The sequence below is a fragment of the Streptomyces sp. NPDC058650 genome (assembly GCF_042717315.1).
Lineage (GTDB): Bacteria > Actinomycetota > Actinomycetes > Streptomycetales > Streptomycetaceae > Streptomyces.
Genome location: NZ_JBHXRL010000004.1, coordinates 160,725 through 176,662 on the forward strand (window position 1 = coordinate 160,725; position 15,938 = coordinate 176,662).

The 15,938-nt window shown below is 71.2% G+C and carries 10 protein-coding genes; 8 read left to right on the forward strand and 2 right to left on the reverse strand.

The window, feature by feature from the left end; genetic code table 11:
* Positions 1–397: 397 nt before the first annotated feature.
* Both ACFWWU_RS08940 and ACFWWU_RS08945 read left to right on the forward strand, forming a co-directional pair.
* Positions 398–7,582 (forward strand): hypothetical protein, encoded by a 7,185-nt coding sequence (locus ACFWWU_RS08940; protein WP_384141113.1) that lies wholly within the window; start codon positions 398–400, stop codon positions 7,580–7,582.
* Between the two features lie 26 nt (positions 7,583–7,608).
* Positions 7,609–7,899 carry a hypothetical protein gene (locus ACFWWU_RS08945; protein WP_384141116.1) on the forward strand — a complete coding sequence of 97 codons (291 nt, stop codon included), beginning with the start codon at positions 7,609–7,611 and terminating at the stop codon, positions 7,897–7,899.
* A 69-nt stretch (positions 7,900–7,968) separates the two neighbouring features.
* On the opposite strand, the gene ACFWWU_RS08950 is transcribed toward ACFWWU_RS08945, so the two are convergent.
* Positions 7,969–8,661, reverse strand: coding sequence for a hypothetical protein (locus tag ACFWWU_RS08950; protein ID WP_384141119.1), 693 nt, complete (start codon positions 8,659–8,661; stop codon positions 7,969–7,971).
* A 155-nt stretch (positions 8,662–8,816) separates the two neighbouring features.
* Complete coding sequence (locus tag ACFWWU_RS08955) at positions 8,817–9,491, reverse strand: hypothetical protein (RefSeq protein ID WP_384141121.1); 675 nt, start codon at positions 9,489–9,491, stop codon at positions 8,817–8,819.
* 145 nt (positions 9,492–9,636) lie between these two features.
* Between ACFWWU_RS08955 and ACFWWU_RS08960 the strand changes: the two genes are divergently transcribed.
* The 6 genes from ACFWWU_RS08960 (at position 9,637) to ACFWWU_RS08985 (ending at position 15,918) form a co-directional block, all read left to right on the forward strand.
* Positions 9,637–11,073 carry an MFS transporter gene (locus ACFWWU_RS08960; RefSeq protein WP_384141124.1) on the forward strand — a complete coding sequence of 479 codons (1,437 nt, stop codon included), beginning with the start codon at positions 9,637–9,639 and terminating at the stop codon, positions 11,071–11,073.
* A gap of 97 nt (positions 11,074–11,170) precedes the next feature.
* Positions 11,171–12,340 (forward strand): trans-sulfuration enzyme family protein, encoded by a 1,170-nt coding sequence (locus tag ACFWWU_RS08965; RefSeq protein WP_384141127.1) that lies wholly within the window; start codon positions 11,171–11,173, stop codon positions 12,338–12,340.
* A gap of 99 nt (positions 12,341–12,439) precedes the next feature.
* The gene (locus tag ACFWWU_RS08970) at positions 12,440–12,982 is read left to right on the forward strand and encodes a MaoC family dehydratase (protein ID WP_317597872.1); all 543 of its coding nucleotides are present in this window, start codon (positions 12,440–12,442) and stop codon (positions 12,980–12,982) included.
* Positions 12,983–13,086: 104 nt separating this feature from the next.
* Entirely contained in the window at positions 13,087–13,953 is an 867-nt protein-coding gene (locus ACFWWU_RS08975; protein ID WP_384141130.1) for a class I SAM-dependent methyltransferase, read from the forward strand.
* Positions 13,950–14,993, forward strand: a complete 1,044-nt coding sequence (locus ACFWWU_RS08980) for a class I SAM-dependent methyltransferase (RefSeq protein WP_384141133.1) — start codon at positions 13,950–13,952, stop codon at positions 14,991–14,993. The genes ACFWWU_RS08975 and ACFWWU_RS08980 overlap by 4 nt, the downstream gene beginning before the upstream one ends.
* A gap of 31 nt (positions 14,994–15,024) precedes the next feature.
* Positions 15,025–15,918, forward strand: a complete 894-nt coding sequence (locus tag ACFWWU_RS08985) for a diiron oxygenase (RefSeq protein WP_384141136.1) — start codon at positions 15,025–15,027, stop codon at positions 15,916–15,918.
* The last annotated feature ends 20 nt before the right edge of the window (positions 15,919–15,938 follow it).

Here is a 15,938-nt window from a genome sequence, read left to right on the forward strand (position 1 = left end):
GGGGGAATGTCTTGCGATGCGAGACGAGCGCCGCTCGCCCGCCCCTTCCTTACGGCCGGTAACAACATGATCAACTAGGCGTCGCTTTGACCTCTTTCTCGCTCCCGTGAGGCTTTGGTGAAGATTATTTGATCTTCTCTTGGAGGCGCTGCGCGTGACATCGTCGCGGAGCAAGCGGTAGCGCCGGTTCGTGGGGGGCGAGCGTGCCGGCGGCCGTTTTCGGGGGAGTGTGCCCCGGGGAGGCTGACCGCTGCTCTGTCATGCCCATGTTCAGTCTGAGGTGCTGCCGGACGATCGCGAGATTGCAAGGCGGGACATGTCATTGCTCAGAGACGCCGGCAGACGCCGGCGTCGCCTACGGTCGGCCCTGACCAGGGCCACCAGTACGACAGCCCTGATGACGGCGTCCGCCGTCCTCGTGGGAATGATCTCGGCGTCCCCGGTCGCCGCCGAGGAGCCGACGCCCGAGGCGGACGACGGCCTCTACCGCAACAGCATCGGCAGCGACCGGCGCCTCGACCGCTGCATCGCCGCGGTGGCGCTGCACGTCGGCGGCCCGCAGGTGAAGGTCAAGGCCATCGAGGGCCTGACCGGCACGCAGGAGCAGCTCGGCGGGATCGTTCGGGCCCCCGAATGGTGGAACCCCAGCCCGCTGAACCTGGCGTCCAAGACCGATCAGGAGGCTGCCGGCGTCTACTCCGACATGGCCTGGGCCCGCCAGGACGCCCTGACCGCCGCCAACCACCCGTACGCCAGCTCCGTGGCCTCCGACGCCGGACTGACGTGGCACGCGCCGAAGTTCGGCGAGGACCTCCGGCACTTCACCGTCGTCACGCAGAAGGAACTCGCCTGGCGCATCGGCGAGGTCGACATCAGCCGGCCCAGCGCCGAGGCGATGGAGCGCGCGAAGGTCGTCGCCGCGGAGAACAACGGCAAGGACCAGCTGCACGACTGGGCAGCCGACTCCATGCTCAGGTTCAGCGACGTCGGCCACACCGCCAACACCTCCAGCGACATCGCCGCCTACCTGAAGCGCGGCGGCTTCCCGACCGTGGCGCCCGTCAAGGGCACGCCCGAGTACCGCGTCGAGGTCGAGGACCTCAAGCAGGCCTGGGCCGGCTGCGACTACCAGAACCCGTGGGACCCGTCGCGCAAGCTCAACGAGCCGCTCATGACCGCGATGGTCGAGTGGGAGCTCGAGTACGCGGGCCAGGCCCCCCAGCGCGCGACCATCATGCGCGCGGAGGCCGACGCCTCGGTGGCCGCCCGTGAGGCCACCGACGACCTGATCGAGGCCATCGGCCAGGCCTGGCTCGCCGACCAGGTCCTGAAGTGGAGCAAGTACTGGCGCGACACCATCGCCAAGTGGCCCGGCTACTTCTCCAACGAGCCCGACCAGGCCAGGCTCGACAAGGCCGACGCGGACCTCGCCGAGTACCGCGCCAACATCGCGGCTCTCGTCACCTCGGCGAAGGCTCACTCGGCCAAGGCCGCCACCGCCGCCCAGACGGCCACGACCGCACAGCAGGCAGCCTGGGCCGTCGCCGACACGTCCCACGTCCCGCGCGGCCGGGGTCTGATGTTCGCGCAGCAGTCCGTGCAGGTGGCTCGTGCCTCCGCCGCTGCCGCCGTCGCCGCGACGAAGGCGACCGAGACCGCGCTCGCCTCCGCCAACGCCACCGTCGCCACCAGCGACGCGCTCCTGGCGAAGGCACAGACCGAGTCGCACGCGATCGACGCCGAGTTCCGCCGCGTCGCCGCCGAGGAGGCCGCCGCCCAGGCGAAGGCCGCCGCCGACAGCGCCGAGGCGAACGCCACGGCCGCCACGGAGAGCGCGAACACGGCGAAGGCCGCGCGGACGACGGCCGAGCAGAAGCGCGACAAGGCCAAGGAGGCCGCCGAGACCGCTTCCGCCGAGCGGGCGAAGGCGCAGGCCGAGCAGGCCACCGCCACCGCCTCCCGCGCCAAGGCAGCTACCGAGCGCGCCAAGGCGAAGGAGGCCGAGGAGCGCGCCGCCACGCAGCAGACCGCCGCCACGAGCGCGGGTACGGCTGCGGGCACGGCGACCGCCGATGCGACGGCGAAGCGGAAGCTCGCCGGCGAGAAGGCGAAGGCCGCGCAGACCGCGCGCGAGAAGGCGGTCGCCGCACTCCAGGCGAAGCAGGCCACCGCGGCCCGCGCCGCCGCGCTCGAAGCCGCCGCCACCGCGGCCGAGGGCAGCGCCGCCGCCGCCGAGACCCGGACGGCGGCCACCAACGCCCGTACGGCCGCGAACCAGGCCGTACAGGCCGCGACCGCCACGCAGACCGCCGCCGACCAGGCCACCACGGCCGCCGTCGCCGCGCGCACCGCCGCGACCACGGCGGAGGGCGCCGCCGAGCGCGCCCAGGCCAGTGCCGACACGGCCTGGTCCGCCTTCTACGTCTCCCAGGGCGAGGCGTCCACGGCGCACGTCGCCGCGGCCACCGCGCTCGACGCGTCGCAGGACGCGGCGATCCGCGCCGACAACGCCGCGACGGCCTCGGAGAACGCGACCGAGCTGGCCAAGAAGGCCCAGCAGGAGTCGGTCGCCGCCGGGACCAGTGCCACGGAGGCCGTCAAGTCGGCCGCGACTGTGGTCGGCCGGGCGTACGCGGCAGGTCAGGCCGCCCTGGCCGCTCGCGACAGCGCGAAGGCGGCGATCAACGCCGCCGACACCGCCGTCTCGGTCGGTACTCCGTACCAGGAGAAGGACAGTTCGGCCGCGTTCGCGGTGCTGTCCGGCCAGTCGTCGAAGACGCTCGCCGAGCAGCAGGCCGCCGCCGCCGAGGCCAAGGCCGTCGCAGCGGCCGCCGCCGCGGAGTCCGCGCAGCTGACCGCCGACCAGGCGACGGGTGACGCGAAGCTCGCGGCCGAGGCCGCCGCTCGCGCCGCGAGCGATTCGTCGCGTGCGGCCGAGGCCGTGACCCGCGCCCAGACGGCGGCGGGACAGGCCTCCGACGCCCAGAAGGGCGCGAAGGACGCGTCCGACGCCGCCGCCGGTCACGTCGAGCAGGCCGGGACCGACGCGCTCAGCGCCCGTACCACCGCCGGTGCCGTGAGCGGCATCGCCGCCGAGGCCGACCGTGAGGCGACGGACGCCGAGCGGCACGCTGCCGAGGCGAACGAGAAGGCCGGCCGGTCCGCCGAGGCCGCCGCGGAAGCCGCGCGCAAGGCGGCCGAGTCGGAGAAGGACGCCAAGGACGCCGAGGACAAGGCGTCCGACGCGGAGGGCGACAGCTCGGCCGCCGAGGAGGCCGCGAAGAAGATCGAGCAGGAGCAGCGCGAGAAGAACGAGGCCGCGCACCAGGAGGCCCTGGAGGAGGGCACCACGCCCATCAAGGGCGGTGCCGCCAACTGGCCGGCGCTCGGCGAGCGCGAGGAGCAGATCCTGCTCGACGCCTGCGGACAGACCTGTGTCGACGACTACCGGAAGGGCCTCGCGGCCGTCTCCGTGAACGTCGTCGAGTGGGCCACCGCGAACGGCGGGCAGATCCTCTTCGATCAGCTCGACGCCGCCAAGGTGAAGGACTGCCTGGCCTCGCGGGACGTCGACGACTGCCTCTGGGCGCTCGTGGACATCCCCTCGTCGTCCGTGATCGTGGGTCGTATCCCCGCGCTCGCCGTGGCGATCGAGAAGGTCTCCGACGGCATGCGGACGATCTTCAACGCCGCCGACGACGCCCTGCGCCGGCTCAACGACCTGACGTCCGTCATCAGCGGCGTCCGCTCCACCCCGCGCAAGGAGCGCTGCCTCGCCGGTGTCGCCCTGCACGCGGGCGGTGCCAGGACGAAGGCCACGGCCATCGAGGGCCTGACCGGGACCAACGCACAGCTGCACGCGGTCATCGGCGACTCCATCTGGTTCCAGTTCATGCCCCTGGGAGAGGCCAACTCCCAGGACAAGAAGGCCGCGTACGAGTACGTGGACGCCATCGCCGCCCGCAAGGCCATCCTGGAGGACGCCAACCGGCCGTACGCGATGAGCTCGTTCAGCGACCAGATCACGCTGCACGCGCCGCAGTTCGGCGCCGAGATCACGGCGTTCACGCACGCTTCGCAGCCGAAGCTGTCCGCGCGGGTCGGCTACGACGGGCACACCAACCCCAGCGCCGAGGCCGTCGCCCAGGCCAAGGCCGTCACCGAGCAGAACCGCGGCAAGGACGACTGGCACGACTTCGCGGCGGACTTCATGCTGCGCAACGCCGCCACGTCCGACGACCTGTTCTCCGGCAGCACCACGTCCGCCGACATCGCCACCTATCTGCGGCACGGTGGCTTCCCCGCCAAGAAGGTCACCGAGGGGACCGCGGCGTTCCGCGTCGAGGTCGAGAACCTCAAGCAGGCCTGGGCCACGTGCAACCACGGCGACCCCGTGGACCCGCGCAACGCCCTGAGCGACGTCGTCTCCCGGGCCTCGGCCGAGTGGGAGTCGGAGTACGCCGGCCAGAACACGCAGCGCGGGATCGTCATGCGGGCGGAGGCCGACGCCGCCGCGGCGACGAAGGCCGCCACCGACCACATGATCGAGGCGATCGGTCAGGCGTGGCTCGCCGACCAGATCCTGCTCTGGCAGAAGTACTGGCACGACCAGCTCGCACGCGACCCGAACCACCTCTTCAAGCCGAAGCAGGCGCTGTTCGACCAGGCCAAGACGGACCTCACCAAGGCCCGTGGCAAGGTCCAGGCGCTGGTCACCAAGGCCCAGGCCCAGGCCGCTCTGGCCACCGCCGCCTCCCAGCGCGCGGTGACCGCCCAGCAGGACGCCTGGGCGATCGCGGACGCCTCCGGGGTGCCGCGCGGCCGTGGCCTGATGTACGCCCAGCAGTCGGTCCAGGTCGCGCGCGCTTCCGGCGCCGCCGCCACGGCCGCCGCGAAGGCGACGGAGACGGCGCTGAACGCGGCGAACGCCACGGTCTCGACGTCCCAGACGCTGCTTGCCCTGGCGAAGACCCAGGCGCACGCGGTGAACACCGAGTTCCGCCGTATCGCCGCGCAGGAGGCCGCCGCCCAGGCGAAGGCCGCGGCGGACAGCGCGGACGAGCAGGCGGCCGAGGCCGAGGCGAACCTGAAGATCGCGCAGGAGGCCAAGGCCACCGCGGAGAAGGAGGAGCAGGAGGCGAAGCAGGCGGCCGCCACGGCGCAGGCCAAGCGCGCCGAGGCGGAGCTGGAGCGCGCCAACGCGGCGGCCCACCGGGCCACCGCGGAGCAGGAGCGGGACAAGGCCAGTGCGGCCGAGGCCCGTGCGCAGGAGGAGAAGGGCAAGGCCGCCTCCGCCCGCTCCGACGCGACGACCGCCGCCGACGGAGCCGCGCTCAAGCGGGCCGACGCGGAGGCGTCGGAGGAGCAGGCAAGGCTGGCCCGTGACCGCGCCGTCGAGGCGGAGCGCACCAAGAGGGCGGCGGACTCCCGGGCCGCGGCCCTCGAATCCGCGGCTGCCGCCGCCGAGGGCACCGAAGCCGCCACCGAGACACGGCAGTTGGCGACCGAGGCGCGTGCCGCCGCCAACGCGGCGACCACCGCGGCGACCAACGCCCGTGCGGCGGCGAACGAGGCGACGACCGCAGCGGTCAACTCCCGTGCGGCCGCGACCCGGGCCAAGGGTGCCGCGGACCGCTCCAAGGCGGCCGCGGACGGCGCCTGGGCCGCGTACGCGACCGCGGTCGGTTCGGCGGCTGCCGCCCACGCGGCCGCTGCCACGGCGATCGACGCCTCCGAGGCGGCCGCGCAGAACGCGCGGAACGCCGAGGCGGAGTCCAGGAAGGCGTCGGCCGCCGCGGCCGTCGCGAAGCAGGAGGCGGCGGCCGCGCACACCGAGGCGGTCCTGACCGCCCAGTGGGCGGCCAAGACGGCCGGTCACGCGTACGCCGTCGCCCAGGCGGCGAGCGCGGCGCGGGACACCGCGACCCAGGCGGTCAAGCCGGCGAAGGACGCCATCGCCATCGGCTCTCCCTACCAGGAGACCGACGCGTCGGCGGGCTTCGCGGTCCTCACCGGCCAGAGCGCGCTGACCCTCTCGGAGCAGCAGGCCAAGGCCGCCGAGGCGAAGGCCGTGCAGGCGGCCGCGTACGCGGCGGAGGCCCAGCGCCTCGCCGACCAGGCGGCTGCCGACGACAAGCTGGCCGCGCAGGCGGCAGCGGCGGCGGCCAAGGACGCGGAGCGCGCGGCGAAGGCCGTGAAGCGCGCCCAGGCCGCTGCGGCGGAAGCGGAGAAGGCGGCCAAGGCCGCTCAGGCCGCCGCCAAGCGGGCCGACGGATACGCCCTCCAGGCGGGTTCGGACGCTCTCGCCGCGACGTCCGCCGCGAACGCGGCGATGGGCGACGCGGTCGCGGCCGACAGCGCGGCGACGGAGGCGGAGAAGGACGCTTCCAGTGCCCGTGCGGCGGCCACCTCGGCGGAGAACGACGCCGCGGCCGCCCGTTCCTCGGCCACCCAGGCCGAGAGCGACGCGGACGCGGCCGAGACCGCCGCCGAGAACGCGCACGCGCTCGCGACGGAGGCCGACGAGGCCGCCAAGCGGGCGGAGGAGGAGGAGCGCAAGCGCCTCCTGGAGCAGCGTGGTGATCACGTCGAGGCCGGCTCCCTGGTCACCGGTCAGATGCTTCCGGAGGAACTCGAATCCATCCTGATGCAGATGTGTGGTCAGCAGTGCATCGACGACTACAACGCGGCCAGGGATCTGGCCGGCGGGGACGTCGTCGAGTGGGTCAAGGCCAACGGCGGCGCGATCCTGCTTGAGCTGTTCGGCCTCGCCAACATCAAGGAGTGCCTGTCCACCTGGGACTTCGAGGCCTGCGTCTGGGCTCTCGTGGACGTGGCGGGGTTCCTCGTCCCCGTCCTGAAGATCCCCGCGGTGGCGAAGGCCCTCTACCGGATCGGCATGGCGCTCGACAAGTTCTTCGACGCGGCGAAGTTCGCCAAGCAGCTGATGGAGAAGTATCAGGGGTTCCTGAACAAGATCAGGAAGTCTCCGGTCTGCCTGGTCCCGTCGACGTCCGGGTCGTCCAGTACGGCGTCGTACGGCAGCGGTTCGTTCAGCACCGCTCTGTACAGCACCCCGTCGTCCGGCAAGGCCTCCTTCAGTACGGTCGCCTCCAGCGACAACAACTACGGCTGGCCTGACGACCCGAACGACAGCAACACCCCCGTTGACCCCAAGGACTTCTGGCCCAAGGGCTGGGACGACGCTGCCGGGGAGATCATCGACCAAGGCGGCTGGGCGGACATCCCGGGCCTGTGCAAGAAGTCGATGGTGAAGATGACCAAGTGGTTCCCCGAGAAGATCAGGAAGGGCCACTTCAAGGGCGGCGCCGACGTCACGCCGGAGAAGGGCATCTGGAACGACGACATCACCGATGCTCAGCTTGTGCAGATCTTCATGATGGGGGAGTTCAAGTGCAAGGGCCGGTGGCAGGTGTCGAAGACGGAGCCGAACAACCGCACCTGCGAATTCGACCCCGGACTCGACATCATCGGGAGGAAGAAGACCGATGGAGCTACGACGAGTCGCGTCATGATCGTCGTGTCCATCTGGGGAGTCCCGAGTTCCCTGTACCCGGTGTAGTCGGACCAGCCAGGAGGAAGTAAGAGATGGGCGTTGCGGTTCGGGTTCTCGACGGAGGAAAAGGAATCCAGTCGGAGTTCGAGGACGACGACGAGGGGAGCCTGCTCCAATTCGTCATCGAGGCGCCGGATACCGCCGTGCGCTGGGGAGTGAGCGGGCACGACGAGACGCTCTTCAACTCCAAGCAGGCGTATCAGCTGCTCCGCGAGATCGAGGCGATCCCCGTGGAGCGGCGGACCCCGACCCTTCGGCTCCTGAGGGACGGCACATGGTGGGTCTACCGGAACAACGGATACATCCAGTTCCTCGGTGACTGATTCACCGCACGACAACGCCCGGCCGGGAACCTCCCGGCCGGGCGTTTCGCGTATGTGGAGGGGCGGCGCTCAGCCCAGCTGGTCCAACTGGTCCAGCTGGTTCTTGACGACCGCCTCGGGGATCGCGCTCTTCTGCGGGGTCAGCATGTTGACGCCGTAGAAGACCGCGACCACGCCGCCCTTGCGGACCACGGTGTACGTCATGGTGACGCTCTGCTTGGCGACGACGTTCGTGATGCGGTAGCCGAGGGACTCGTCGCCGAGGGCGGGGGCCTTCACGGTCTGCACCGACTTGTAGGTCAGGCCCAGGGTCTTGAAGCCGCCGGGGCACTCCTTGACGGAGGTCCGCAGGTCGGCCATGACCCTCGTGGCGTTCTTCTCCGAGTGGGAGGCGAGCCACATCGATCCGATGGTGGCGTTCTCCGCCTCGGTGGGTTCGAGGGAGCGGTGTTCGACGCCCACCGCGGGGATGTGGGTGAAGCCGCCGGCCAGGCCGGCGAGCGGCTGGCACTCGGCCTTGTCGGCTTTCATGTCGCGGCCGGCCTCGACCTCTGCCTTGGCGACCTTCTTGGCGTCGTAGCTGTTCTTCCTGCCGGAGAGCGTGACCTTTTCCAGGGTCTGCGGGTCCATCGCGCCGATGCGCCTGGCCTCGGCGGCCGCCTTGGCGGCGGTACCGGTCGGGCTGGGCGTGCTCTTCGCGCTCGCGCTCGCCTTCGGCTTCTTGCCGTCGGATTCCGAGGATTCGCCGCTGCACGCGGACATTGCGAGGAGGGCCGGTATGACGGCGGTAATCGGAAGGGCCCTGCGCAGTTTCATGGTCTTTCCCGGCATCTCTCGCTGGCGAAGAATGAGCAGAATGATCTTACCGGCGGTAGAGGTCGTCTCTCATTACGTTTTGACGTCGGATCAGCCGGGACTCAATTCGCGTCGGAAACATCCGTCAGCTCCTTGAGTTCCTTTTCCATGTTGTCCCGCGCCTTCTCCTCCCACACCGCCGCCCCGTACGGCGTGTGGAAGAGGCGCGGCAGCGAGAGGAGCTGGCGGAGGACCGCGGCGCGGCCCGTCCGGAAGGCGTCCTCGGGGACGAAGGCGTATTCCTCGCGGACCGCCGTCGCATACCCCCTGTAGGTATCAGGATCGGTGGCCAGGATCGCGAGGTCCGCGTCGCAGAGGGTCTCGCCGTTCAGGTCGCCCGCGGCCGGGTCGTGGGAGACCGTCAGGCGAACGAGCCGCGCCACCTCCCGCACCTCATGCCCCGTCAGGCCCGCTTCCGTCAGGGCGCGTTCGGCCAGGACGGCCGAGCGTTCCTCGTTCTCGGAGCGGTCCGGACGGTAGACCGCGTCGTGGAACCAGGCAGCGAGGCGTACGAGTTCCAGCTCGCCGCCCTCCCCGCCCTGGTCGGCGAGTTCGTCGATGCGGTCGAGGACCGCCCGCAGGTGGTCGACCGTGTGGTAGCGGCGCTGCGGCTCGGCCCAGCGGGAGAGCAGGTTCCGGCCGTACGGGGCGGGGTCCGGGCCCCCGTGGCCGGAGCGGGCGGCGAGCAGGGTGGCGTTCCAGCGCTGGAGCAGCTCGGGGTGTTCCTGGGCGGTCATGGGGGCATTCTGCCCGGCGCCGACCTCGGAGTGGGGGAGTCCGGTCCGTCCTCATCTCACTCTTACATACCCCCCATGGGTATGTTACGGTGCTTCGCGAAGGTACCCCCCTGGGGTATGCAGCAGCGAGCGAAGGGTCAGGGCAATGTCAACCGTCAATCCCCGGCGCTGGTGGGCACTTGTCGTGCTCGCCGCCGCCCAGTTCATGGTCATCATGGACACCTCGATCATCGGGGTCGCACTCCCCGAGATGCAGAAGGACCTGGGCTTCACGCAGGGCGAGCTCCAGTGGGTCTTCAACGCCTACGTCATCGTCTTCGGCGGCCTGCTGCTCCTCGGCGGACGCCTCTCCGACCTCGTCGGAGCCCGCAAGATCTTCGTCACCGGCTGGGCGGTCATGATCGTCGGCTCGATCCTCGCCGCCGCCGCGCAGACCGCCTGGGTCGAGATCGCCGGCCGCGCCGTCCAGGGCGTCGGCGGCGCGCTCATCGCGCCCGCCGCGATGACCCTGCTGATGATGCTCTTCATGCACGACCCGAAGGAGCTCGGCAAGGCCATGGCGCTCTACGGCGCCGCGGCTCCCGCCGGCGGCACCGCGGGCGTCTTCCTCGGCGGTGTCTTCACCGAGTGGGCCGCCTGGCAGTGGGTCTTCATCATCTACATCCCGATCGGCCTCGCGACCCTCGCCGCGACCAAGCTCCTCCCGGACGTCGAGTCCCGCCGCGGCTCCGTCGACGTCCTCGGCGCCGTCGCCGTCACCGCCGGTCTCGCGCTCGCCGTCTTCGCCGTCGTCCGCGCCCCCGAGGTCGGCTGGGGCGCGACCGCCACCGTCCTCGAACTGGTCGGCGCCGCCGCCCTGTTGATCCTCTTCTTCGTGATCCAGAAGAGCATCCGCGAGCCGCTCATGCCGCTCAGCGTCTGGCGGGTCCCGCGCCTCGGCTCGGCCAACCTCGCGATGACGCTGCTCGGTGCCGCCTGGATCCCGATGTGGTACTTCCTCAACCTGTACCTCCAGCAGGTCCTGGGCTACGGCGCCTTCGCCTCCGGTGCCGCGTTGCTCCCGATGACCGTGCTCCTCATGATCTTCATGACGGCCATCACCTCCCGGCTCATGATGAAGTTCGGGGCCAAGCCGCTCATCGGTGGCGGTCTCCTCGTCCTCGCGGCCGGTCTGGTCTGGCTCGCGGCCGTCCCGCCGACCGGCACCTTCCTCGTCGACGTCCTGCCGGCCTCGCTCGTCGCCGCGCTCGGCATGTCCCTCGCCTACATCCCGGCGATGATCGCCGCGATGTCCGGCGCCCCGCAGGAGCAGGCCGGCCTCGCCTCCGGCATCGTCAACACCACCTACAACGTCGGCTCCGCGCTCGGTCTCGCCGCGCTGACCGCCGTCGCCATGTCCCAGGGCGCCGACCGGCTCGGCAACCTGCCCGCCCTCACCGACGGGTTCTCGGCCGCCTTCGTCGGCGCCGCGATCATCGCCGCCGTCGGCGGTGTGATCACCCTCCTCGTCATGAAGAGCGACACGGCCGTGGCCGCCGAGGCCGCCGCCCCCGCGCCGCAGGGCGAGAAGGTCTCCGCCTGAAGCGCCCGACACGCACGCACCCAGGGGCCGCCCGATGTCCGTCACCGGACGTCGGACGGCCCCTTTTCCGTATCAGGAAAGGCAGGAAAGGAACGCCATGGAACTGAACACCCGCGCCGTCCACGTCTTCAACGAGCCCTTCCCCACCGGCAGTCGGCCGCTCTCCGTGCCCCTCGTCCAGTCCTCGGCCTTCGCCTTCGACTCCGCCGCCGAGCTCGCCGACGCGATGGCGGGACCCGACGGCCGGTACGTCTACGGCCGCCGCGGCAACCCGACCGTACGGGCCCTGGAGCAGACCCTCGCAGGCCTGGAGGGCGGCGCCGGGGCCATCGCCTTCGCCTCCGGGATGGGCGCCCTCAGCGGCGTCCTGCTCGCGCTCCTGCGTCCCGGCGACCGGGTGGTGGCCCAGCGCTGCCTGTACGGGGGGACCCACGCGGTCCTGTCGGACCTGGCCGAGCGGTACGGGATCGAGGTCGTACGGATATCGGGCGACGATCCGGCCGAGGTCGAAGCCGCCGCCGTCCACCCCGCCACCCGGCTGCTCGTCCTGGAGACCATCGCCAACCCCACCGGCCAGGTCCCCGACCTGCCGGGGCTGCTCGCCGCCGCCCGCGCGGCCGGGGTCACGAGCGTCGTCGACAACTCGCTCGCCTCGCCCGTCCTCTGCCGGCCCCTGGAGCTCGGCGCCGACATCGTCGTCCACTCGACCACCAAGTACCTCTCCGGTCACTCGGACGTCCTCGGCGGCGCCGCCGTCTTCGCCGACGACGAACTGCGCCACCGCGTATGGCCGCGGACCGTCGAACTCGGCGCCTGCGCCGACCCGTTCGCGGCCTGGCTGACCCTGCGCGGGATACCCACCCTGCCGCTGCGGATGCGCGAGCACTGCGCCAACGCCGCCGCCCTCGCCGAGCGGCTCGCGGGCCACGCGGGCGTCAGGGCCGTCCACTACCCCTGGCTCGCCGGCCACCCCTCGGACGCCGTCGCCCGGAAGCTGCTCTCGGGCGGCGGCGGGCTGCTCTCCTTCGAGCTCGCCGGTGGCCGGGAGGCGGGCCGGGCCTTCGTCGAGCGCGTACGGGTGGCGAAGCTCGCGCTCTCCCTCGGCGGCGTGGAGACCCTCGTGACGCACCCCGCCTCCACCTCCCACCGGGAGCTGGACGCGGCCGCGCTGACCGCCGCCGGGATCGGCGAGGGCCTGGTGCGGATGTCCGTCGGCATCGAGGACGTCGACGACCTGTGGTCCGACGTCGAACAGGCCCTCGCCTGAACGGATTCCGGCCTTCTTTTGGGTTGACAAAATAAACGAACGATTCGTAGATTGGATGTCGCCAGGGAAAGATCACTCCTAGGTCAAGGGGGGCGCGCGATGCGCTACTTCGAGGACTTCCGGCCCGGCGACGTCCACGAGCTGGGCGCCGTCACCGTCACGGCGGAGGAGGTGCTGGAGTTCGGCAGGCGCTTCGACCCGCAGCCCTTCCACACGGACCCCGAGCTCGCGGAACGTTCGCAGTTCGGCGGTCTGATCGCGAGCGGCTTCCACACGCAGTCGATGTTCATGCGGCGGTACGTGGACGGCCTGCTCGCCTACAGCGCCTGTATGGGCTCGCCCGGCATCGACGAGGTCCGCTACCTGCGGCCCGTCCGCCCGGGCGACGTCCTCACCGCGCGCGTCGAGATCCTCGGCTCCACCCCGTCGCCGTTCAACCGCACCACCGGCACCGTCAAACCGCGGTGCACCCTGGTGGCCGCCGACGGGACGGCCGTGTTCAGCATGATCCTGCACAGCATCTTCCGCCGGCGCCCCGCCGACTCCGAGGCCGACCATCTGTCGTCGATGCCCGCGGCCGAGGACCCCGTCGCCTGTGGGCGACCGGCGACGAAGAGCGCTGTTCCGGCCATGAGTGCCTGACGGACCGTCCTCCGCCAGGCCCGCCTGAACACGGCCGTCCGCACAACCTCCCGGCTCTTCTGCCGTTCCTTCCCACCCTGTTCGCCAGTGAAGGGGGACCTCCTGTGGAGGCCGTATCCCGCACCGCCCAGTGGACCGCCGCCGCGCGCGCCCTGGAGACCGAGCGCGAGGACCGGCTGTTCGCCGATCCCTACGCGCGGACCGTCGCCGACCAGATCGGCTTCGAACTGCTCGCCCGCTACGACGGGGGCGGCATCGTGCCGTTCCTCGCCATCCGCACCACCTACCTCGACCGGGCCATCGTCAAGGCGGTGGAGGAGCGGGGCATCCGCCAGGTCGTCTTCCTCGCCGCCGGCATGGACACCCGCTTCTTCCGGCTGCCCTGGCCGGACGGCGTCACCGTCTACGAGCTCGACCGCCCCGCGCTCCTCGCCGCCAAGGCCGAGATGCTGGCGGACGAGCCGCAGCCCGCCGGCCGCACCCGCATCAGCGTCCCGGTCGACCTCACCCAGGACTGGACCGGCCCCCTGAAGGAGGCGGGCTGGAAGAGCGAGGAGCCCGTCCTCTGGGTCGTCGAGGGCCTGCTGTTCTTCTTGCCCGAGCAGGCCGTGCGCACCCTCATCTCGACGCTCTCCGCGCACGCCGCGCCCGGCTCGGTGCTGCTCGGCGACGTCATCTCGAAGGCCGCCCTGGTCAACCCGCTGGCCCGCACCTTCCTCAAGGCCCTGAAGGACGACGGCAACCCGTGGCTCTTCGGCACCGAGGAGCCCGAGGTGCTGCTCGACGACTGCGGCTGGGCCGTACGGGAGGTCAGGCAGCCCGGCGAGGACGGCGCCGACTTCGAGCGCTGGCCCTACCAGGTCGCCCCGCGCGCCCTCCCGGGCGTGCCGAGGTCGTTCCTCTTCACGTGCGACCTGCCCGGTGCGACCGGCTCCGGCCTCCCCACCCACAGCGAGGAGAAGGCGGCATGAGCGCCCACGACTTCCATCAGCGGGTCATCACCGACGCCGGCGCGGCCGTCCGCGGTCTGACCGTCGCCCTCGGCGAGCGCCTCGGCCTCTACAAGGCGCTGGCCGCCGAAGGTCCCCTGACCGCCGAGCTACTCGCCGAGAAGACCGGCACCGACCCGCGGTACATCGAGGAGTGGCTGCACGCCCAGCTCTCCGCCGGGTACGTCGAGCGGCACCCCAGCTCGCTCACGTACACGCTCCCCGCCGACCACGTCGAGGTCCTCGCCGACCCGAAGGCCGTCACGTACGCCGCCGGGTTCTTCACCGCCCTCAAGGCGCTGTACGCCACCGAGGACCTGCTCGTCGACGCGTACCGCACCGGCGACGGCGTCGGCTGGGCCGAGCACGACGCGGCCCTCGACACCGGCATGGGCTCCTTCTTCCAGCCCACGTACGAGCACAAGCTCGTCCCGGACTGGCTGCCCGCGCTGCACGAGGTCACCGACAAGCTGGCGAACGGCGGGACCGTCGCGGACGTCGGCTGCGGCGTCGGCCACACCACGCTGCTCATCGCGAAGGCGTTCCCGCGGGCCACCGTCCACGGCTTCGACTACTCCGAAGAAGCCATCTCGATCGCCCGCGAGCTCGCCGAGGAGGCCGGTCTCTCCGACCGGGTCGTCTTCGAGGTCGCGTCGGCCGACGACTACCCGGGCTCCGGCTACGACCTGGTGTGCTTCTTCAACGCCCTGCACGACATGGGCGACCCGGTCGCCGCCGCCCAGCACGTCCACAAGTCCCTGGACGCGGACGGCACCTGGATGCTCGTCGAGTCGAACGTGTCCCCGCAGGACATCGACACGCAGACCCCCGCCGCCCGCATGTTCATGGCCCTCTCGGCCGTGATGTGCCTGCCGGTCGCGGTCGCGCAGCGCGGCCCGCACGCCCTCGGCAACCACTCCGGCGAGAAGGCCTTCCGGGCCATCGCGGAGGAGGCCGGCTTCACCCGCTGGCGCCGCGCCACGGAGACCGCGGTCAACGCGGTCTACGAAGTCCGGCCGTAACCCCCGCCCCCATCGTCAGAGGAGTACGCACATGGGCGTGACCGCCCCCCTGCCTGTGACCGACCGGTTCATGGAGGTCCTGGAGCGGCTCAGCGAGCGCTCCGTCGAGGACTACTACAACCCGTACCAGACCTTCCAGTGGCCCGAGACGCTGGAGGAGAACCGTTTCTGGATGACTCCGGAGCTGCTCACCGTCTACGGCACCGAGCACTACGACACCCTCGGTGAGGAAACGCTTCAGCGCCTGTCGAAGTGGGAGTCCATCAACTTCTACAGCCTCAACGTGCACGGCATCCGCGAGCTCCTCATCGAGGTCGTCGGCCGCATCCACATGCCGGGCTTCGAGGTCCCCTCGGACTTCTTCCACCACTTCATCGGTGAGGAGAACGAACACATGTGGTTCTTCTCCGAGTTCTGCCGCCGCTACGGCCACAAGATCTACGGCTCCACCGCGATGCGCGCCGACGCGGCCTGGGAGCCCGAGGTCGAGAACTTCCTGGTCTTCACCCGCATCCTCTTCTTCGAGGAGCTCGTGGACCACTACAACTCCCGGATGGCGAAGGACGAGTCCCTCTGCCACACCATCCGCGAGGTCAACCGCATCCACCACCAGGACGAGTCCCGCCACATCGCCTTCGGCCGTGAACTGGTCTCGCTCCTCTACTCCCGGATGTGCCAGTCCGTCAGCGCCGAGCGGGTGCGGGAGGTCGAGGCGTACCTCAAGCGGTACGTCGTCTACAGCACCAACTCCCTCTACAACCCGCACGTCTACCGCGACGCCGGCATCCCGGACCCGCTGGCCCTGCGCAACTCGCTCGTCGCCGACGAGCGCCGCCGCCCGCACGAGCGGAAGTCCATCCGCAAGCCGCTCTCCTTCTTCCTGAAGACCGGGATCTTCACCGACGACACCCTGCCCGTCGTCTGACCCGCCCCAGGACCTGCCTG

Bases quoted from the DNA above. Each gene is read 5' to 3' on its own strand.
- ACFWWU_RS08940 (WP_384141113.1), top strand. From the start codon at position 398: ATGACGGCGTCCGCCGTCCTCGTGGGAATGATCTCGGCGTCCCCGGTC.
- ACFWWU_RS08945 (WP_384141116.1), top strand. From the start codon at position 7,609: ATGGGCGTTGCGGTTCGGGTTCTCGACGGAGGAAAAGGAATCCAGTCG.
- ACFWWU_RS08950 (WP_384141119.1), bottom strand. From the start codon at position 8,661: ATGTCCGCGTGCAGCGGCGAATCCTCGGAATCCGACGGCAAGAAGCCG.
- ACFWWU_RS08955 (WP_384141121.1), bottom strand. From the start codon at position 9,491: ATGACCGCCCAGGAACACCCCGAGCTGCTCCAGCGCTGGAACGCCACC.
- ACFWWU_RS08960 (WP_384141124.1), top strand. From the start codon at position 9,637: ATGTCAACCGTCAATCCCCGGCGCTGGTGGGCACTTGTCGTGCTCGCC.
- ACFWWU_RS08965 (WP_384141127.1), top strand. From the start codon at position 11,171: ATGGAACTGAACACCCGCGCCGTCCACGTCTTCAACGAGCCCTTCCCC.
- ACFWWU_RS08970 (WP_317597872.1), top strand. From the start codon at position 12,440: ATGCGCTACTTCGAGGACTTCCGGCCCGGCGACGTCCACGAGCTGGGC.
- ACFWWU_RS08980 (WP_384141133.1), top strand. From the start codon at position 13,950: ATGAGCGCCCACGACTTCCATCAGCGGGTCATCACCGACGCCGGCGCG.
- ACFWWU_RS08985 (WP_384141136.1), top strand. From the start codon at position 15,025: ATGGGCGTGACCGCCCCCCTGCCTGTGACCGACCGGTTCATGGAGGTC.